The organism is Pelagicoccus albus (genome assembly GCF_014230145.1).
Classification (GTDB): Bacteria; Verrucomicrobiota; Verrucomicrobiia; order Opitutales; family Opitutaceae; genus Pelagicoccus; species Pelagicoccus albus.
On sequence record NZ_JACHVC010000012.1, the window covers coordinates 510,536 to 530,496 of the forward strand.

The 19,961-nt window shown below is 51.0% G+C and carries 17 protein-coding genes; 11 read left to right on the forward strand and 6 right to left on the reverse strand.

Annotated features, from left to right (window positions below):
- Positions 1-50 precede the first annotated feature (50 nt).
- The gene (locus H5P27_RS11855; protein WP_185660602.1) at positions 51-3,314 is read right to left on the reverse strand and encodes a VCBS repeat-containing protein; all 3,264 of its coding nucleotides are present in this window, start codon (positions 3,312-3,314) and stop codon (positions 51-53) included.
- An 87-nt stretch (positions 3,315-3,401) separates the two neighbouring features.
- Complete coding sequence (locus H5P27_RS11860; RefSeq protein ID WP_185660603.1) at positions 3,402-4,532, reverse strand: hypothetical protein; 1,131 nt, start codon at positions 4,530-4,532, stop codon at positions 3,402-3,404.
- A 252-nt stretch (positions 4,533-4,784) separates the two neighbouring features.
- Between H5P27_RS11860 and H5P27_RS11865 the strand changes: the two genes are divergently transcribed.
- The 3 genes from H5P27_RS11865 to H5P27_RS11875 all read left to right on the forward strand — a co-directional run bounded on the left by H5P27_RS11865 (position 4,785) and on the right by H5P27_RS11875 (position 8,128).
- A complete protein-coding gene (locus H5P27_RS11865) occupies positions 4,785-5,771 on the forward strand; it encodes an acetylxylan esterase (protein WP_185660604.1) in 987 nt (328 codons plus the stop codon).
- Between the two features lie 23 nt (positions 5,772-5,794).
- Positions 5,795-6,541 carry an alpha/beta hydrolase-fold protein gene (locus H5P27_RS11870; protein WP_185660605.1) on the forward strand — a complete coding sequence of 249 codons (747 nt, stop codon included), beginning with the start codon at positions 5,795-5,797 and terminating at the stop codon, positions 6,539-6,541.
- A 129-nt stretch (positions 6,542-6,670) separates the two neighbouring features.
- The gene (locus H5P27_RS11875) at positions 6,671-8,128 is read left to right on the forward strand and encodes a nitronate monooxygenase (protein WP_185660606.1); all 1,458 of its coding nucleotides are present in this window, start codon (positions 6,671-6,673) and stop codon (positions 8,126-8,128) included.
- Between the two features lie 26 nt (positions 8,129-8,154).
- Here H5P27_RS11875 and H5P27_RS11880 read toward each other — a convergent pair whose 3' ends face one another.
- A complete protein-coding gene (locus tag H5P27_RS11880; RefSeq protein ID WP_185660607.1) occupies positions 8,155-9,297 on the reverse strand; it encodes an MFS transporter in 1,143 nt (380 codons plus the stop codon).
- Between the two features lie 499 nt (positions 9,298-9,796).
- On the opposite strand from H5P27_RS11880, the gene H5P27_RS11885 reads away from it, so the two are divergent.
- The 8 genes from H5P27_RS11885 (at position 9,797) to H5P27_RS11920 (ending at position 17,174) form a co-directional block, all read left to right on the forward strand.
- Positions 9,797-10,165: a response regulator gene (locus H5P27_RS11885; RefSeq protein WP_185660609.1), complete on the forward strand. Its 369-nt coding sequence runs from the start codon at positions 9,797-9,799 to the stop codon at positions 10,163-10,165.
- 73 nt (positions 10,166-10,238) lie between these two features.
- A complete protein-coding gene (locus tag H5P27_RS11890; RefSeq protein ID WP_185660610.1) occupies positions 10,239-10,610 on the forward strand; it encodes a response regulator in 372 nt (123 codons plus the stop codon).
- 3 nt (positions 10,611-10,613) lie between these two features.
- Positions 10,614-12,551, forward strand: coding sequence for a hypothetical protein (locus H5P27_RS11895; protein ID WP_185660611.1), 1,938 nt, complete (start codon positions 10,614-10,616; stop codon positions 12,549-12,551).
- A gap of 91 nt (positions 12,552-12,642) precedes the next feature.
- Positions 12,643-13,161, forward strand: coding sequence for an asparaginase domain-containing protein (locus tag H5P27_RS11900; RefSeq protein ID WP_185660612.1), 519 nt, complete (start codon positions 12,643-12,645; stop codon positions 13,159-13,161).
- A gap of 100 nt (positions 13,162-13,261) precedes the next feature.
- Complete coding sequence (locus tag H5P27_RS11905; RefSeq protein WP_185660613.1) at positions 13,262-13,570, forward strand: DUF4870 domain-containing protein; 309 nt, start codon at positions 13,262-13,264, stop codon at positions 13,568-13,570.
- 195 nt (positions 13,571-13,765) lie between these two features.
- Positions 13,766-14,641: a mechanosensitive ion channel family protein gene (locus tag H5P27_RS11910; protein WP_185660614.1), complete on the forward strand. Its 876-nt coding sequence runs from the start codon at positions 13,766-13,768 to the stop codon at positions 14,639-14,641.
- Between the two features lie 208 nt (positions 14,642-14,849).
- Positions 14,850-16,391 carry a cache domain-containing protein gene (locus tag H5P27_RS11915; protein WP_185660615.1) on the forward strand — a complete coding sequence of 514 codons (1,542 nt, stop codon included), beginning with the start codon at positions 14,850-14,852 and terminating at the stop codon, positions 16,389-16,391.
- A 126-nt stretch (positions 16,392-16,517) separates the two neighbouring features.
- Positions 16,518-17,174: a YqjF family protein gene (locus H5P27_RS11920; RefSeq protein WP_221774692.1), complete on the forward strand. Its 657-nt coding sequence runs from the start codon at positions 16,518-16,520 to the stop codon at positions 17,172-17,174.
- A 255-nt stretch (positions 17,175-17,429) separates the two neighbouring features.
- Here H5P27_RS11920 and ppnP read toward each other — a convergent pair whose 3' ends face one another.
- From ppnP to pflA, 3 genes are all read right to left on the reverse strand, one after another.
- Positions 17,430-17,741: a pyrimidine/purine nucleoside phosphorylase gene (ppnP, locus tag H5P27_RS11925; protein WP_185660617.1), complete on the reverse strand. Its 312-nt coding sequence runs from the start codon at positions 17,739-17,741 to the stop codon at positions 17,430-17,432.
- Between the two features lie 106 nt (positions 17,742-17,847).
- Entirely contained in the window at positions 17,848-19,098 is a 1,251-nt protein-coding gene (locus tag H5P27_RS11930) for an L-lactate MFS transporter (RefSeq protein WP_185660618.1), read from the reverse strand.
- A 58-nt stretch (positions 19,099-19,156) separates the two neighbouring features.
- Entirely contained in the window at positions 19,157-19,936 is a 780-nt protein-coding gene (pflA, locus tag H5P27_RS11935) for a pyruvate formate-lyase-activating protein (protein WP_221774693.1), read from the reverse strand.
- Positions 19,937-19,961 lie beyond the last annotated feature (25 nt).

Genomic DNA, 19,961 nt, shown 5'->3' on the forward strand with positions numbered 1-19,961 from the left:
TTGTGAGCCGGCAAAGCCATCGTTGGCAAGGCTGCTTGAAGCGGTATTTGTCAATTAAGCTCGAACACCACAAGCGGTCCTTCGGAGGTTCCCACCAACAATTCAAGATTTCCGTCACCATTCAAATCGGCGCAGCCCAGCGACCTCGGGTAACCTTCCAATTCTAAACCGGAATCGTAAGGCATAAGGGCCGTAAATTCTGCGTTAGGTCCACCCAACAAAAAGCTAATGTGTCCACGCAGTCGGCGACCCGCCCATGAATTCGGTGGCAGTGGTTCATGAGCGATCACCAAATCATCCCAGCCATCCTGATTGAAGTCCGCCACCAGAAGATCTTTGGCGATCCCGATTTGAGCCTCTCGAGGCAACTCTCGAATTTCGAACTTCATGTCTTCAACCTGCAGCAATAGCAGGCTTCGGTTCTCAACCATCCAATACTTCTCGAACGCCGTATCTAGGTTTGGAAAAATCTCCTCTATCGTTTTTCGAGCGTACTCTTCATAGGTCGAGGTATTTGCAGCTATTTCGGCTGCAAAAGATTTAGCGGCGATATTTCTAGTCTCCATCGCCCTGAGCTCCCCTTCCACCGTTTCAGCCAAGAGCTGAGCTCCAACACCATCCCTCTTCTGAAAAAACAAAGCCACTGGCTCCTCGGAGTTTGGTTTGTATTTCGAGTTTTGTCCTATGTTTCCCAGCACGATATCGATACGACCATCGCCATCAAAGTCCCCGCTTTCCACTGATCGCCAAAGTCCATGCATGTCACGAGCAGGCATGGCTCCGTCATTTCTAAGCAAAGTCGAACTACGATTTTCCCAAAGGATAGGAACACCCCAATCGTTCACTTGTACCAAATCCAAGTCGCCGTCCGCATCGACATCGACAGACAACAACTCCGAAACCTTGCCAGACTTCGCAAAAGCTCGGCTAAAGTCGCTTAGCTCATCGAGCTCGAAACCTTCCTCCGTTCGCAACCAAACAGCATTATCCCCACTACTTGGATACGCGTCCTTGTTTGTCCCTCCTCCAATAACGAGGTCCAAATCGCCATCGGAATCGACATCTAGAAAGGCATGCCCACGTGATGCAATCGAAGGTGCGGGAAACGAATCGTATTCCAATTTTTCGAATTCGAGATCCTCCCCCTGAAGGTAAATTCTGTCTCTGTAAAATTCGCTACCTTCGTCCAACTCCATACTCCCCGCCAAAACGAGCAGATCTAGGTCGCCATCCGAATCGTAATCGAAAAAGGATAAGCCACTGTCTTCGCTATCGTAGTCGTCGTAAAATACATCCGACTCTACGAGCTCGAGCGAGCTGCCATTATCGTTTCTAAAGACCCGAGTCTCTTGTCCGGTTGATCCGCCCATAACCACATCCATCCAACCGTCACCATCCAAATCAGCTGTCGAGATAAAAGGTCCTTCCCACGTTTCGTCAAACGGTAGCAAAGCTTGCTTTCCAAATACATCGTAAAACTCTTCCTCGCTTTCAGTATCGTCCGGTACCTCAATCGAACTAATGGAAAACAGGGTCCGATGTTCAGGTTCAGCTTCTTCTTCCGTATTCGCTTCTTTTATACGATAAAAGGTCCCCAGAGGGAGGTTCTCGATTTCTTGACAAGCTCCACTAGGCCAGTCGATCCGGAGAGTCTCTATCGATTCCGCATCCTCAAATGAGAAATGAACAATCGCTTCGTCCTGAGACATGTAACCACGCGTCGAGGTCAATTCACGCGTCTGCACCTGCCCGTTGGAACGAGCCGTCACTTTCGCGCCATATCCATAACGATTGCTCTCAGAACCTTCCAATCGGATTACAACACGATTTCCTTGGACGCTACGATTACGATAGAGTGTGGGCGGAGCGTTAAGGTTATTGATCAGCAAATCCAAATCTCCGTCCCGATCGAAGTCTGCAAAACTTGCTGCAAAGCTAATCCCGTTCAAATCCAAGCCCCACTCTTCTCCTACAGGGACAAACTCCAACGAACCTAGATTACGAAATGCCAAGTTGTCTTCCAGCAGCGGCGGGCTATTTTCGTAGGCTCGAATTCGTTGCATCACGCTACGAGCGTTACCCATACGGTTTGATAGATCCGTATTGTGGAACTCACGGATCATACCGGTCGAAAAATAAGCGTCCAAGCTTCCGTCGTTATCCATGTCGACCAACCGTACCGCCCAGGTCCACCCTGTCGCTTGCAGCCCGGCTAGCTGGGCAACCTCCGCAAATTGGCTAGGCCCTATTTTCAGGGACAACATATTATACATGTACTGGCTCACTTTCGTCTTCGATATTCCGAGCAAGTACGAGCCTTGGGTGCCCACAGAAACATGGTGCTTCACGTGGTCGGGCGAAGCCATGTCGGCGACCATGAAATCAATGTGCCCATCATTGTTGATGTCTCCCAGATCCGCACCCATACCGAAATAGGGAGCGCTTACGACGACGTCTTCGATAACATCCGAAAATGTTTTATCCCCATTATTTCGATACAACTTGTCTGCGGGCTCGAAATCATTGGCCACGTAGAGGTCCGGTAAACCGTCTTCGTTAAAATCCCACCAGATCGCGGCGTGCCCTTGACCTCGACCATGGATTCCAGCCGATTCGGTGATGTCTACAAACTGTCCTCCCACATTCTCCAGCAACAGATCGGGCATCCCCTCTGGCTTATTGGCTGACTCCAAAAAGTTGCACTGCAAATAGAGATCCATATCTCCATCACAGTCGAAATCCGCAAACGACGGAGAATTGGTACCTGTATTGATTGCGAGTCCCCACTCCTCCGATACGTCATCGAATCTACCAGTCCCATCGTTTAGGAAAAGCTGATTCGGAGACCCCACGTAACAAGTGTAGAGATCCAGATCGCCATCATTATCGATATCGACAAACGAGGCGCCCGAACCGAAGCCTTTGGTTCCCGCAACTCCCGCCGACTCTGTCACATCCTCAAAGCGGAAGTCACCAGAGTTCAGATACAAGCTATTCGCAGAATCTTTGCTGACTAGATATATATCGGGCAATTCGTCCCCATTAACATCACCCACGATCGCGGCAGTCCCGATGCTACCATTGTAGTACTGATGCCAATAACGCTTCCACGCTTCCGGATGGCTATATTCGTTGATAGACGTCAGGCCCGATTGCTCCGAGCTGATCGTTTCGAAGAGCGGTCCGGCGTATTCAGAGGAGCCCACCAAAGCTAGAGGTTCCGAACTCAGATTAGATCTGGGCTGCCCCGAGCAAGGGGACATAAGGGCAAAGCCGGCCAGTAAGAGCGTTAGGCAAGGGGTAGAGTTGCTCATTGCCTCGATCATCTCCCTCAACACCCTCTTGGCCGCAAGCCCTTTTTGGACTTGTCGTCTTTAAACGCTCAGCGAATCTGACCGGTCTTAGGAATCACGAAAATGCCGAGAGAGTAAGTCCCGGGTTTCCTCGGCGATCGACAAGGCCAAAAGATCCGCCATGTCCACAAACTCTGGATCTTCAGGCTCGGAAAACTCGAGCTCCTGACCCTCTACTGCCCGCTGATCGCCCTCGAGCAAATCCCAACGAGCGCTCCACTTGCTCCGACCTACAAAGCTTCGAATGTAGACAGCCTCGCCTTCAGGACCGGAGAATATTCGCAGCTTAACTGGACAGGTCGCGCTAACGGCCTTTTCCCGTTTATAGAGTTTTGCAAAAACCTCGATCGGGTCCGCCCCGTTGGCGTTCGCAGAGGGATTTACAATCCGACTGAACTCTTGCTTGCCGACCTCCCGCTCGGTCCGGGACAAAGACAGTTCCCCAATGCTCAACTCCAAGTACCGAGAAGCCGGATACTCACCCAATTGGGAACTCGGTACGAAACGTACAAACTGGTGAATTGGCCGCTCTTGCAATACCTCAATTAAAGCGGTCGCCAAGCGAGTAGGATTGACTCCGTGCCCCTCGCCTACGACCTCGTCAACGCCCACCCAAAGAGTTCCCTGACGAAGGGCTTCCGACAGCTTTTGCTGCAAGTCCTGCCTAGAGCCGACATAGCGCAAGGCGACCTCATAGTGGTAGTGAGCCTCCCGAGCCTGATAAAGATCGCCACTGGCCATCAGCTCGTCGCCAGCGGATTCGCGAGCTTGGGCAGCGTCCAACCTCGCTCCTTCCAATTCCGCGTGGTAATAATTGATTTCAATTCCTTTCTTGCCAGCGTACGGAGTCATGGCAGCGAGCGTGGATAGATCCTGCAGCGTTTCGTAAGCCAGCACTATCCGCTCGAAGCGAAATGGATCGGTCAGATCAGCTTTCGCCAACTTGAGCTTGCCCAACCACTCCTCTCTAGCTTGCGGGTATGCCCGCAGGAAAACCTCTGCCGCCTTCTGGTTGTTGGCGTTGCGAGACAAACGATCAGCGGAAAGTCGGGCCGCTTCCGTGTAGTCCCCCTCTCTAAATGCGTTTTCGCCGGTACTACAACCGAGGATAAAGACCGAGAGAAGTAAAGCCGTAGCTACCAAAGATCGTTTAAAAAAAGAGAGAGTCTGGAGGCGCATATCTAAGGAGGATGAAAAAAATCGGATGACCGATAGAGAACCAGACGAAACGAGAAGGGCAACTATTCACTTTAGGATCAGACAAAACGAAAGCTAAACTGAAAAACGCTTGGCAGAACTCACCAAGAGACCGCTCCTCAATCGTACTGATTTTCCAATTACAGATCTGATCTATTCGAAACCCTGTCTGCTAGCCTGAAACGTCATTCCATGATTGCGCGATGTATCCGCCTCTGAACTATCGAGCACCTGATGACGTCAATCTACATCGATGGGAAAAAGCTAGACCACGGATACCCGTTCGACCCTAGCTACGGCTATAGTCGAGAGGACCTGCTGGCAATCGAAGCTCCACCAGAACCGGATGGCTTTGCCGAATTCTGGCAAAACCGCTACCAGCGAGCTCGCAACCAATCGCCCGATCCCCGCTTGAGCGACACAGGCAAACGGTTGGGAAACTGGAAGGTCTACGATTTGAGTTACCAATCAACCGACTCCTTCACCATAAACGGTTGGGCGCTCCTGCCGGAAAACAGTCCGATACGCAGAAGTTTCCTCATCGGCCATGGTTACGGAGGCCGCGACGAACCCGATCCTCATCTGCCCTTCGAAGATGCTGCCTTGCTGTTCCCTTGCTCACGGGGGATTAGCCGCAGTCGAGCCCCGGGAATTCCTAGCGACCCAAACCAGCACGTCATTCACCAAATAGATGATCCAGACCGCTACATTATCGGCGGTTGTGTGGACGATATCTGGGTGGGGGTCAGCGCTATGTTGGAGCTCTTTCCAGAGACTGCCGGCAACGCGAACCTTCTAGGAATCAGCTTCTCTGGGGGTACCAATGCTCTGGCAGCTCCGTGGGAGGAACGAATTGCCCGCATGCATTCCAACGTTCCGACCTTCGGTCACCACCCCTTACGCATGAAACTTGCTACCGTCGGCAGCGGCTCCGGAGTGCAACAATTTGAGCAGCGGAATCCGGGCGCCGCGACCCGAACGCTTTCCTTTTTCGACGCTGCCTCCACCGCAAAGTATATGAAAACCGCCACTCACCTCGCATGCGCTCGTTTTGACCCCGCAGTCGCTCCTCCTGGGCAATTCGCCATCTACAACGCCCTGCCGGAATCTGTGCGTCAGCTCTTCACTTTGACCGCCGGCCATCACGAATACGCTAGTCAAAAAGAGGAAGACACGAGCCTGTTGCAGGAACTTCGCGAGTTCTTCACGCCAACCAAATAGCAAATCTGGTAAAGTTAAGCACAGTGAATCGGGAATATCATAAGTGGTGGAGCCCTCGCCTAGAGAGGGAGATGGAGATGCTCGTCTTTGGAAAAGCAGGCCCTCGGGTTCTCGTTTTTCCCACGAGAGGAGGACGCTTCTACGAGTACGAAAACTTGGGACTGGTGGAGCAAGTTCGCGAGCAAATCGAAGCCGGGGAGCTGCAACTCTATTGCGTGGACAGCATAGACACCGAGAGCTTCTACTGCTGGTGGGCCCATCCCCACGGACGCGTCAAGCGCCACGAACGCTACGAGAGCTATATCCTAGACGAGGTGTTTCCTCTCATGGAGCTGAAAAACCCGGGTCAAAAAACGATTTCGCACGGATGCAGTTTGGGAGCTTTTCACGCCGCCAATATCGCTTTTCGTCATCCCGAACGATTCCACAAGCTTATCGCCTTTTCAGGACGCTTCGATCTGACCCTAGAAGTCGACGACTTCCGCAATCTCTTCGACGGCTACTACTGCGACGATGTTTTCTTCAATACGCCAACCCATTTCCTCCCAGGCCTGAATTGCGAGCAAAAGATGAAGGCCCTTCGTGAGATGGAAATCACGCTAGTCATTGGCGATGAAGACCCATTCCGGGCCAACAATGAGCATCTTAGCCGCATCCTCTGGGACAAAGGGATTTGGCACGGACTCCATTACTGGAATGGTCGAGCTCATCGAGGCCGTTACTGGCGGGAGATGGTGCCTCATTTCCTGAGACCCAGCCAGTCTGCTTAATTGCAGCCTACCCCGCTTAGACGCGGCCCACTATTCGCCAGAGCGCTGAGTCCTATTCCTAATACTAATAAATACATTTTTGTCATTTATTCGCTGTATTAGAAACGCCGCTATTACTAAGTCTGCCCAATGGTTAAAGATCTGACCTCCACCCCGCTGCCTCGGATCATCCAGGGCGGCATGGGCATCGCAATTTCTAGTTGGCGACTAGCCAGAGCAGTCGCAAACCGAGGCCAAATGGGTGTCGTCTCCGGTACTGCGATCGACCGCGTTGTTGCCTGTAGACTTCAGGAGGGGGACCGCGACGGCTCAATTCGCCAAGCCGCAGAAAGCTTCCCAGACAAAAACTTGGCCCAGCGCGTGATCGATCGCTGGTTCAAAGCCGATGGACTTGAAAAGCCTGGGGCCTACAAGCCAGTACCCATGTTCAGCATTAACCCACCGAAAGCTCTGCTGGAACTGGCTACCTTCGCTTCTTTTTGCGAAGTCTGGCTGGCGAAGCATAAAGCATCCGGGCCAGTTGGAATCAACCTACTAGAAAAGATCCAAGCCCCCACATTGCCCATCCTCTACGGGGCTTTGCTCGCGGGAGTCGACGCGGTGCTAATGGGTGCGGGAATCCCTCGCGACGTTCCTGCCTTGATGGATCAACTTTGCCAGCACGAGGCATGTTCACTGAAATTGAACGTGGAAAACGGTGACGACGTACAGCTTCCCTTCGACCCCAAAATCGTCGAAACAAATGGAGCCCAAATAGAGCGGCCGAAATTCCTAGCTATCATCAGCTCACACGTTTTAGCCATGTCCCTCGCCCGCTCCGGCGGAGTTGACGGTTTTATTGTGGAAGGACCTATCGCCGGCGGCCACAACGCTGGACCACGAGGCTGGAAGGTGGAAAGCAACGAGGACCCCGTTTACGGGCCCAAAGACGAGGCGAACTTGGACCGAATCAAAGCCCTCAATCTACCTTTCTGGTTAGCTGGGGGACAAGACGACGCTTCCTCCCTTGCGAATGCAGAGGCTCTCGGAGCGAGCGGAATCCAAGTGGGAACCGCATTCGCTTTTTGTTCGGACTCTGGCATGGAAAACACCGTACGCCGCCGTGCCATCGCTTACGCAGTCGCGGACCAACTCAAGACTCGTACCGAGGGTAGAGGCTCCCCTACTGGTTATCCTTTCAAAACTCTCGACCTTCTCGGAACAGAGGGTGGCAGAGATGCAGCGGAGCGGGAACGCCAACCGTGCCTGCACGGGTATCTGCGAACCGCCTACCAAAAAGAAGATGGCAAAATCGGCTGGAGATGCGCCGCCGAGCCAGAGGCCGACTACCTGAAAAAAGGTGGTGACGCCGAAGATTGCTCGGGACGTCGCTGTCTCTGCAACGGTTTGCTCGCGACAGCCGGGTTCCCTCACTCCATGAAGTCGGGCGGATTGGAATACCCGCTCGTTACCTCCGGAATCATGAGAGACCTCCCTCGCTTCCTAAACGGCAAAAGCGACTACGACGCCAACGACGTGATCGACCTGCTTCTAGGCGGAGAACAGGGCTTGCACGACCAACGCGTCGCCAAAGTGGTCGCTTGCTAAGCGGCTTGCGGACCTCGATACGCGAGTCAGAGAGACATCTGGCTCGTACCCTTTTCCCTCTTGATCTGCACAACTGAGAGGGCGAAAGCCGCTAGGACAAGCGGTGCGCAAAACAACAGCAGCGTTGTCCAGCCAAAGTTGAACAGAAACCAGCCAGCGGACAAGGACGCCACAGCCTGGAATCCAAAAACCGTGAAATCGTTCGCAGCCTGGGCCTTGAAACGTTCATGCGGCTCGTAGGCAGCCGGCAAAAGAGCAGTGCCGCAGGCAAAGAGGAAATTCCAGCCAATCCCCAAAAGAATCAACGCTCCCCAAAAGTGCACCAGCTCTTGGCCGAAAAGCCCGATCACCAAAACCCCGGCGTAAGCTACTGAGCCAACTAACATCAATCGGCCTTGCCCGACTCGATTCATGAGCCAGCCACTGAGAAGACTGGGCAAATACATAGCGACTATGTGGCCTTGGATTACCTGCTTGGTATCACTCAAACTGAAACCGCAAACTTCCCGCATGGTAAGTGGAGTTGCCGTCATGACAAAGCTCATCATCACGTAGCTCAGGGTGGCGGCAAAAGCGGCCACCAAAAAAGCCGGAGAGGCTACGATCTTGCCCAGCGAGCCGGTGGCCTGCACCAATTTTTGCTCCTTCATTTCTGGCTCTCGAAAGAGTGAAAAAAGAACCGCAGCCAAAAGGACCACTCCCGACTGAAGCAAAAACGATCCCGCAAAATTGTGCCCACTCGCGACCAGATTTTGGCCCCAGACTCCAATTTCGGGCCCAAGGAAGGCCGAGACCAAACCTCCCCCCATAAAGACCGACAAGGCTGGCCCGTACTTTGCGGGATCCCCTACGCTTTCCAAAGCGGCAAATCGGAACTGCTGCCCAAACGCAGAAGCGATCCCCATCGAAAAGCCTGCTAAAACCAGAAGGACGAAAGATCCACGGGTCGCCGCAAAATACCCCGCTAGGCAGCAGAGCAAAGCAAACGAGAACCCTAGGTATCCACCCCTCTTGCGACCCAGCTTCCTCATCAACAACGCCGCCGGAATGCTTCCGCTCGCCGTTCCCATCACGATACAGGCGATAGGAAGAGTCGCCAAAGATTCCCAGGGTGCGATTTCCACAGCTAGAAGACTGCTCACAAGCACCATCATGGGCACGGCGCTCATGGCCAGAAATTGGCTGCCAGCCAAGATCCATACGTTTGCCGGTAATCCGCTAAGCCCCCTAAACCCCATGCTCGCTTTACATAATCCGCCAGCAAGGCCAGGCAACACGCTAATTTCAAAAAGGACAGGCAACAATACGCCTCCGCCACTAAGCAAAAAGCGAAATAAGCTAATCTATTCTAACATTAGTCGGTTATCATTTTTTACAAAAGTCGCTTATTTTTTGGCCGTTATTGTAATAAGTTAACCTAATTCTAAACATCAAATAAGTGACCAATCCAAACCAACTATTCACCCTTTTCTGTCAGGGATCACCGTCCCCTGAGCAATGTCCGCGAAACCGATTGGCGGATTGAATACGTAAAACTCGCGTAATCATACGTATTATCAACAATGATTGCCTAAAGGTAAATAGGTACGACTCCGTTGGATGTTTCTACCGAATTCTAACTCGGAACTCTCCTAGTTTTGCACTCGAGACAAGCCAACTCAATATTTCATGAGCAAGACAATCATAACAGTAGACGACGCCCAGACCATGCGGAAGATGATCCGCTTCACCCTGCAACCGACCGGACACCAAATCCTAGAAGCCGCAGACGGACAAGAAGCCTACGAGATGCTACAATCCAAGCCTGTTGATCTGATCATTACCGACGTCAACATGCCACGGCTCAACGGTATCGAGCTGACTAGAAAACTCCGCTCTACTCCCTTGCACAGAGCCACTCCCATCGTGCTCCTCACTACAGAATCTTCACCTGAGAAGAAGAATCAAGGTAGAGAGGCAGGTGCGACTGGATGGATCGTCAAACCCTTCAATCAGCAACAACTACTCGCATTGGTCACCAAAGTCCTGCCCAACTAATTTAGCCACAAATCAAAGAGTCGTTCTGAAGAGCACAAGTTGCCCCAAACAAATCACGCGCTATCCCTAAAAAATGAATACAAAAGCGATTATTATTGATGACTCTCCCATCATTCGGCGAGTGGCAGCCCTGATACTGAAATCTCAAAACGTAGCCACTAGAGAGGCCTGCAACGGCGAAGAAGCCCTAACTATTCTGGAAAGAGACAGCTCCTATCGCCTTCTTCTCGTGGACTGGAACATGCCTAAAATGAACGGGCTAGAGCTAATTAAAAGAGTCCGCAAAGAAGCGCGCTACAACCACATCAAGCTTTTTGTAATTACAGCCAACGACATCGAAGAAACCTTTAGACTAGCCAAAGAAAACGGAGCAGACGACTACCTCGTCAAACCAATATCTAAAATCGTAGTCGCCAACAAACTACGTCAGCACGGACTCAACTAAACGGTGCCAAACCTCAAAAACAGTCTTAGCAAGATGACACTGGTCAAAAACCTGGCCGGCTTCGTTGAGAAGGCGAGGCAAGCAATAGTCCGGAGCAATGACAGCCTAAGTCAGAGCTTTGTGGATACGCTTACTTTCAAAGCAAAGCTAGAGAATTCGTCCACCAGATTCGAAAGCGAATTCCTCATGGTTGGCGGAGCCTTGGAAAGCCTCCACTCCAATAGCGAACACTTGAAACAAGAAAGCTCCACCATGCTGGAGCTCAGCCAATCGGAACAGAATCCGGTCAAACGAATTGATAATAGCCTGCAGCCACATCTTCAATTCATAGGATCATCAGCTGATTCGGTCAAAGAACTGGTGACGACTCTGGAGAACAGCAGTCAGAGCATAGGTTCTACCCTCGCCTTTGAACCCCAGCTCGAACAGACCTTCAGTCAACTAACCTATATCCGCACCCTATTCGCCGTCGAGGCGGCCCCACTCGAGCAGACAGACAAAGTCATGTTCACTTCCCTCGTTGAAGAAATCCACCGTCTGCAAACAGATGTGACGGGCATCTTCAAAGATAATTTCGAAGCGCTTAAAAAGCACCGCTCAAAAATAGATCAGATCTCCCAGTCACTGAAGCAACAGGCCAGCTCCCAACTTAAAGTTCTGGACGAAAGCACCAGAGAGTTGGAAAACTCTCTCAGGTCTCAAACTGAAATTCTCGAGCAAAATATCGCTACGAGCTCGCGATTGAACACCTATGGCGACGAAATTTCGAACTGTATAGGCAACGCGATCATCTCGCTGCAAACTCAAGATATCGTATCCCAAAAGCTTGGACACATTTACGAGACCTCAGACGAAACGCGCGAGCGCTTCGAGCAGGCGGAGACGACTAAGAACAAGGCCCAAAAGACAGAGCACCTTCGTTTCATTGAAAATGCATCAATGGTGATTGTGAACCAAATCGAGTCTATAAAGGACGAACTCCGCTCAGCCGACCAGTCTGTAGACAAAAGTATGAGGGATATTATCTCTTCCATCAAATCGATGGACAGCGAATCGCAAGGATCCAGCAGCAACCGACTAGTCAACGAGGGTGAGTCCGCCCGTGGTAAATCACTGATACGCGTTTTCGAAAAGGCGGATCAAACTGTCTCGAACATCGAAAAGTTCCTCAAGGAAGCTTTCAGAACGATCGAACCAATCAGAAGCCAAACCGATAGCGCCAGCAGTACAATCATGACGCTTTCTGCCCAATTGCACCTAATCGGATTGAATGCTGAGATCCACGCCGCGCGCATCGGAGGCAACACAGCTCTGGAGACTCTGTCCGCTAAAACCAGTGAAATCTCCGTCGAAACACGTGACTTGTGTCACTCTATCTCGAGCCAGTTAGATACCTTGTCAGCAGTCCTAATCGAAAACGTCGACCAATTGGAGACCATACAACGTCAGGCTAGCCAGGCTCACGAAACGATTTCTAGCGAGCTCCCGCTCGAGAAGGAAAATTTGGAGGAACAAAACGATTTGTACGCTCACGCCCAAGTTGGAGCCAAACAAGTCACCGAAACTCTTCGTTCCCTAACCCAAAACCAAAGCGAGCGACTAGAATTCGAGGAAACCATGCTGGAAGCCCTCGACGGCATGCAGGAAAATCAGAGGAAAATCTCTTCTCTGGCGAAAAAGGCGGCAGACAGGCTAAAGGCCAAGGCCGACGTGCCTATGATTATGAGCAGTCTACTCTCCCGGTACACGATGCGATCGGAGAAGGAGGTTCATCTTAAAACGCTAGGACAGGATGCTCACCCAGCCGAATCGGATTTCGAGACCGGAGGATTTGAGGAGTTCGAGGATTTTAGCCTAGACCGGCACACCTATCCAGCCTCTACAGAAACGAGCTCTTCTCAGAAGGCTAAGGACCTCGGAGACAACGTAGATTTATTCTGATCCCGGCTCGTTTGCCTCCAGAGACAGCCAGAGTGGATAGGGCTGGCCTTCCCGAAGGGAACGATAATCATCGGTCTAAAAATAGAGACGGATGAGTATCGAAAAAAAACGTATCCTTGCGATAACTACTGGCGGGACTATAGAAAAATCGTATTGCGAATCAGAAGGAACGATCGCGAATCGGGAATCAATCCTGCAAAAGAAGCTCGTGCAGCGACTTCGCCTGCCCCACACGGATTTCGCCGTGCATGAAGTAATGGCCAAGGACTCTCTTCAAATGACCGAGGAAGATCGCTTAAAGATCTCCGAGGAAATATCTCGGCTCGCTTCTGGCTACGATGGCATGATTGTTCTGCACGGGACCGACACAATGGCCGATACCCTTCGCTTTTGCTACGAGAGAACGGCAAAAACACCCATACCTGTCATTTTCACCGGAGCTATGAAACCTGCGGAATTCGAGGATTCGGATGCGCGTCAAAACGTAACGGAAGCCCTGTTGGCAGCCCAATTCCTCCCGCCAGGCTACTACCTCTCATTCCACAGCAGGATTTTTCCCGCCCCAAATGTGTTCAAAGACCGCTCCCGTCTGACCTTTGACGCGAACTGATATCCGTTGATCCAGCGCAAGTTCGAGGTTGTTACACGGTAAAACACTGCCTAACCTATCACCCTTAACCTTAATCCTATCCTCAAAGCATAAAGTTCCTATGGATCCAAAAACGAGAGGCATCGTTGCCTACATCACCATCATCGGCTTAGTTATCGCAATCGTCACCAACAATCCCAAAGACGAACAAGCCAGCTTCCACATACGCCAAATGCTCGGGCTCGTATTACTCTGGGTAGCCACCGGTATCATAGCGGTTATCCCTATCCTCGGTTGGCTCATCTGGATAGTCGGCACCTTAGCCGGCTTTGTATTCTGGATTATGGGTTTGATCAGCGCTCTCGAAGGTAGCCGCAAGCAAGTGCCCATTTTGGGAGCAAACTTCCAAGAATGGTTTAAAGGACTCTAAACAACCAAAGCTAAACTTTCGCATTGAGCCCCGTTCGACCTCGGTTCGTTCGGGGCTTTTTCATGCCCAATCGTGGGAGCGAGCTTGTAACCTGAAAGACATTGCCGAACACCAATTGAGAGAACAGTTTTCACTAAGGACGAACAGCAAAGCGATTCGTGCCCCCAATTCCCCTCTACAACCAATCAAACGAGCATGGCACAAGAAGAAGTAGCGTCTAGCGGCGCCATCGAGAAGTCATCTGAACTTCTCGGAATCGATATCAACGGAATCGGCGAAAAGATAGTCGAAGCCGTTTCCCTCTACGGACTTTCCGTTCTGGCAGCAGTCATCATATTCCTAGTCGGAAAGTTCATAGTGAACTTGATCACCAAGGCGGTCCGAAACGTGATGGAGAAACGAAAAGTCGACGCTTCCCTCGTCGGCTTTGCAACAAGTCTAGCGCACGCTTTGATGATGACGTTCGTCATTATCGCGGCCCTCACTCAAGTTGGCATCGAGACGACCTCCCTCGTCGCGGTGGTCGGTGCAGCTGGGCTCGCAGTCGGCCTCGCGCTTCAAGGCTCTCTTTCGAACTTCGCGGCAGGAGTGCTAATTATTATCTTTAAGCCGTACCGAGTCGGCGACTACGTAGTAGCGAGTGGAGCGGAAGGCGTCGTAGAGGAAATCGGGATATTTACCACCACGGTGGTCACTCTCGACCACAGAACACAAATAATACCGAACTCGGTGGCTACGAGTGGAGTCATCGAAAATTACACTAAAAAGGGTATCCGTAGATTGGATATAACGCCTGGAGTCAGCTACGGCGACGACATACGAAAAGTCAAAAAAATCCTGGAGGATATTATCGCTGCCGAACCAAGAGTACTCGCGGATCCCAAACCTTTTGTTGGAGTCGCCGAAATGGCAGATAGTAGCGTTAACTTCGCATTTCGCCCGTGGGTAAAAGTCGGAGATTACTGGGACTTGTTTTTCCATTTCAACGAGCAGATAAAGCTGCGATTCGACGAGGAAGATATCACAATTCCTTTCCCACAAAGAGACGTTCACCTCTTCCAGCAAAAATAAGAGAGGACAACTTTTTCCAAAACACAAAGGTCGAGAACGTGGAGCTCTCGGCCTTTTCCTTTAGTAGCGATCTGCCAAACGATTAGGCGATAAAAGCTGGGTAAAAAGACGCCCACTCGCTCCAAAAACCTTGGTTTCATCCGTTACCGAGCAAAGAGAAAAAGCAACTTTCCCTCTCCAAAAAACGATACCCCTACCCCATTTCCAAATGTTTAGTAAGTTGAAGCTCAATACTCGTATAACCACGCTCGGTATCGCAGTTACCCTGCTCTTCTCATTGGCAACGGCTAGCCTATATCCTCAGCTAAAAACGAAGTTCTATTCGGAGAAAAAGGAGAAAACACGCAATTTGGTCGAGGTAGCTCACGCTGTGATCCGTAGCTACGTCGAGCTTGAAAAGGCAGGAGCTTTAAGCCAAGAGGAAGCCCAATCCGCAGCCAAATTGATGCTCGAGAAAGTACGCTACGACTCTAGCAACTATTTTTGGGTTAACGACATGGGGCCCAAAATGGTTATGCACCCAGTCAAGCCTGAGCTCAATGGCCAAGATCTTTCCGAGATCTCTGATCCGAACGACAAATTTCTTTTTAACGAGATGGTAGCGATCGCCAAAAAAGAAGGAGCCGGCTACGTAGATTACTACTGGCCCAAACCCGGATTGCAAAAACCTGCCCCTAAAATTTCCTACGTTAAGTTGGAAGACACTTGGAATTGGATCGTTGGTTCAGGGATCTATGTCGACGACGTCGAAGCAAGCATCAACTCACTTTTTCTTAAGTTGTTTTCAATTCTTGCGACCATCACCATCCTCGGATCGCTCGCATTTCTCTATTTCTCTCGCAGTATCTCAAAGCCGATAGATAACATCATAGAAAAAATTGAATCGGGAGCTGAACGTATAAATGCCGCCAGCCTTCAAGTATCGAACTGTTCCTCCCGATTGGCAGAAGAAGCCACCACACAAGCTGCGTCTTTAGCGCAAGCCTCGACTGCGTCCGAGGTTACGAGTACTATGACTACTCAAAACGCACAGAACAGTTCTCAGGCACAAGACTTGATGAATTCGACAAAATCGGTCGTAAGGGAAGCTAGTCAAGCCATGGACAATCTGACTCAAGCCATGATCTCCATAACCGAGTCGAGCTTAGAGTCGTCTAAAGTAGTCAAGACAATCGATGAGATAGCATTTCAAACAAATATTCTAGCTCTGAACGCAGCAGTCGAAGCAGCAAGAGCAGGAGAGGCAGGAACTGGTTTTGCGGTAGTTGCAGATGAAGTACGAGGCCTAGCACAAAGAGCGGCAACTGCGGCTCGTGACACCGGCCGATTAATTGACGATACCGTCCAGAAAATCGAAGCAGGTTCCAAAACGGTAACCGACACCGCAAATTCGTTCAAAGGAGCAGAAGAGCAGAGCTCCCGGTTAAGCGGATTGATCGAGGAAATCCATTCAGCCTCAAGCAAACAGTCTTCGGGTATTCACGATATAAATACTACGATTCTTAGTATCGATAAAATCACCCACGAAAACGCAGCCAACGCAGAGGAAACAGCAGCGGCTGCCCATGACTTAAAATCCGAAGCGCAACAGCTAAATGCTCTAATTGACGACCTAGCTTCGATTGTACACGGAGCAAAGGGTAGGTTACCACAAGCGGCCAAATCCCCGCTTGAGTGCACGACCTCCTTCACCTCGCAGCCGACTACGAATCAAGTGAGCGAGAGGAACTCCGAAGTTCTTTGGAATTAGTACCCGCAATCTCTGCCTCCGCCGAAACGTTTACCATCGTTCAAGCTCTTGAGAAGAACGATGAGACATCCCGCTTTTGAACAAGTCGACCATCGACCTTGGTCGTTACCCGACAGGCCGTGGGTCATGCAACAAGAATGGCACGACCTTTTGTTCCTTCATTGGGAAATCGATGCTAAACATCTTCAGTCACTCATTCCGTCCAACCTAGAGGTTGATACTTTTGAAGGATCCGCATGGCTGGCAATCGTTCCTTTTTCCATGAGAGGCGTTAGCCCGCGAGCTTGCCCCAAGCCTTCCTTCCTGAGCGACTTTCCAGAAATAAACATCCGCACCTACGTCATCAAGGATGGGAAACCTGGAGTCTGGTTCTTTAGTTTGGACGTACCAAACCAGCTTCCTGTCTGGCTCGCTCGAACCTTCTTTCACCTCCCCTATTTCAAAGGCCAAATGGATGTGCAAAACCAGAACGGGGAGACGCGATACGACTCGCGCTATGAGCGACGCGAATTCAGGGCCACTTACTCGGGATCGAAATTGATCACTCCCCAAGCCGACAGTTTTGAACATTGGTCGACAGAGCGATACTGCCTCTACTCCCAAAGCCGAAGCGGTCAATTACACAGAGCCGAAGTTCAGCATCCGAAATGGCCACTGCAAAAGGCAAACGTTCACATCGAGAAAAATTCGATGCTGGATAACTTCAAGGTCGGCTCACGCCACCCCAGCGCACTCTTCGCAAAAGAGATTCCTGTCGTAGCTTGGTGGCCACAAAAATGTTGAGCCCAGCTAAATCGATTTAGGATCATTTCTTTAAGTGTATCTATTTTTCCATTACAAAAATGTCCAATTGCGGATCGAAATGCACTGAGTCAATCGGGTCTCGATCAGGTCTAGCGCTTTTCGAATGGAGAGGATCAACTGCATAGGCAAAAGGATAGCGCAAAGCTTTGCTCAAAGGCTTGACCGTTTGTGCGAAACTGAGGCACAGAAGTCTGAAATCAGCACCTCCTCACCGCAGGGAAAGACCCAGCTCGGCTAAGCGAGGTAAGAGCAAACGTAATCGCAACGCTCGGCCACTTCGATGGAGAAACCGGAGTTGGCCGGTATCTCGAAATAGCTGCCCTTTTCGTAGCCACGGGTCTCGGATTCGCCATCGAGCGTCACGAGACAAGATCCAGCAGTCACATCCATGCGTTCTGCAGCCGCGGTGCCGAAATGAAAACTTCCCGGAAGAATAACTCCCAAAGTCTTCTTATCGCCACTCGCAGTGATGATGGTATGGGAAACTACTTTTCCCTCGAAATAGATGTTTGCTTCGGCAAGGGCGGTTACGTTCTCGAATTGCATGCGGGCTGAATCTAGAATTTCGGAGTCTTTGGCAAGTCCCGAAGCCAACAATAAAAAAAGCGGCCCCGCACTCGCGGGACCGCCCTCCAGAATTGCTAAAATGACTTTAAGCCTGGCTCAATTGAAGCTGACGGATCTTGCGAATGTTAACGTAGATCAATGCTGCTCCCACCAAGGCGAAAACGAACAGTCCGGCGAAAATCTGTAGCGTTTGTTCATAGCTACCAGTCGTCTCGCGAACCTTTGCGGCGATCAAAGGCCCCACCAAACCGGCAGCTGCCCACGCTGTAAGCACGTTGCCTAAAATGGCTGAGAGCCGTTTTGTCCCAAACAAATCTCCGATAAAGGCAGGCGTCACCGCGAAGCCACCGCCGTAACAGGAAACAATGAGGCAGACGACCACTTGAAACATGATAACCCCAGTTGTCTTGGGCAGGATCAAGAAGGCGAATATCTGCAGCGTGAAAAAGACCACATAGGTCATCGTGCGCCCAATTAGATCGGAAATGGATGCCCAACCTATTCTGCCGAGCCCATTGAAAATCCCCATGAGACCCACCATCGTCGCGGCAGCCGCAGGCGTAAGACCCGCGATCTCTTGCGACATCGGCGAAGCCACAGAAATCACCGCGATTCCACAGGTGATGTTGATAAAGAACATGCTCCAAAGCAGATAAAAACGCACTGTTCCCAAAGCTTCGAGCGAGGTAAGTTGAGCCAAGTCCTGTACCTGACGCGACTTGCCTGACTTGAGTGAGTCTTCGTAGCCATCAGGCAACCAGCCTTCTGGGGGCGGCTCCAGATACTGGGAAGCCAGCATCATCACCACAAAATAACCAGCCGCTAAGACATAAAAGGTCTGAGGAATACCCAGTCGGGTTATGAATGCCTGTATCAGTAAGCTCGCGAGCAAGGCGCCAAAACCAAAGCCCATGGTAGCAAGCCCAGTCGCCAAACCTCGACGGTCAGGAAACCACTTCACCAAGCTAGACACAGGGCAGATGTAACCGATTCCAAGTCCAATTCCTCCGATAACTCCGTATCCAAGATAGAATACGTAGAGCTGTCCGATCTGGACTCCAAGCCCTGCCACAGCCAAGCCGAGCCCGTAAAACACAGCCGAAATCATTCCACTTTTTCGCGGTCCAATTCTCTCCACCTTTGGGCCAAGAAAGGCCGCAGATAAGCCTAAAAACAAAATGGCTATACTGAAGGCCCATGCCGTTTGCGTAGGCTCCCAACCTTTGCTTTCCAGTAGTGGCTTTTTATATACACTGTAGGCGTATACAGCGCCGATCGAAAGATGCACGCATACCGTACAGGCGGCTATTAGCCAACGATTCTTAATCTTTTTCATTTTCTGAAAACAGTCCCTTAAAAGGGAGGATCGCCTGGCATCTGCCAGGCGATCCGTTCTAAATAGCCTTCACGCCGTGACGCGCGAAGATTGAGCGTGCCCTTTCGACCTCTTCAGGTTCGGGCTCAGATGTATCTGCCAAATGATAAGGCAAATCCATTTGCTTGTACTTGCTTTCTCCCATCTTGTGGAAAGGCAGGATCTCGACTTTTGCGACATTGCCGAGCTCGGATACGAACTCGGCCAATCCGTCGATATTCTCTTCTGCGTCGGTCAAACCCGGAACAAGGACGAAACGTATCCAAACATCGATACCCTTTGCGTCCAACCGCTTCGCGAACTCTAGAGTCGGACTCAAGGTCACTCCGGTCACTTTCTTGTAAGTGGTGGGATCGAAGCTCTTGATATCGAGCAAGACAAGATCCACGTTATCCAGCAAGCGATCGCTGGCGCGATGCCCCAAGAAGCCAGAAGTATCCAATGTCGTGTGCAGACCCTGTTCTTTTGCTCCACGGAATAAAGCATGCACAAACTCAGGCTGCATAAGCGGCTCGCCACCACTGATAGTAAGCCCTCCGCGTTTGATGAAGTTCTTGTACTTCACCACATCGGCAAGAACCTCACCTGCCGTCTTCTCGCTACCCGCAGGTCTTCCTTGGGCATCGGGATTGTGGCAGTATTGGCATCTCAGTGGGCAGCCGGAGAGGAAGAGTACGTAACGAAGGCCTGGACCATCGACCGTACCACAGGTCTCCACAGAATGGATATGCCCGATTGATTCGAGCATAACCTCTGTAGACACTTCCTCAATTGTCGGTTCAGCTAGGAAAGCTGTCATAGCGACATCCTCTATTGGAAGCTTA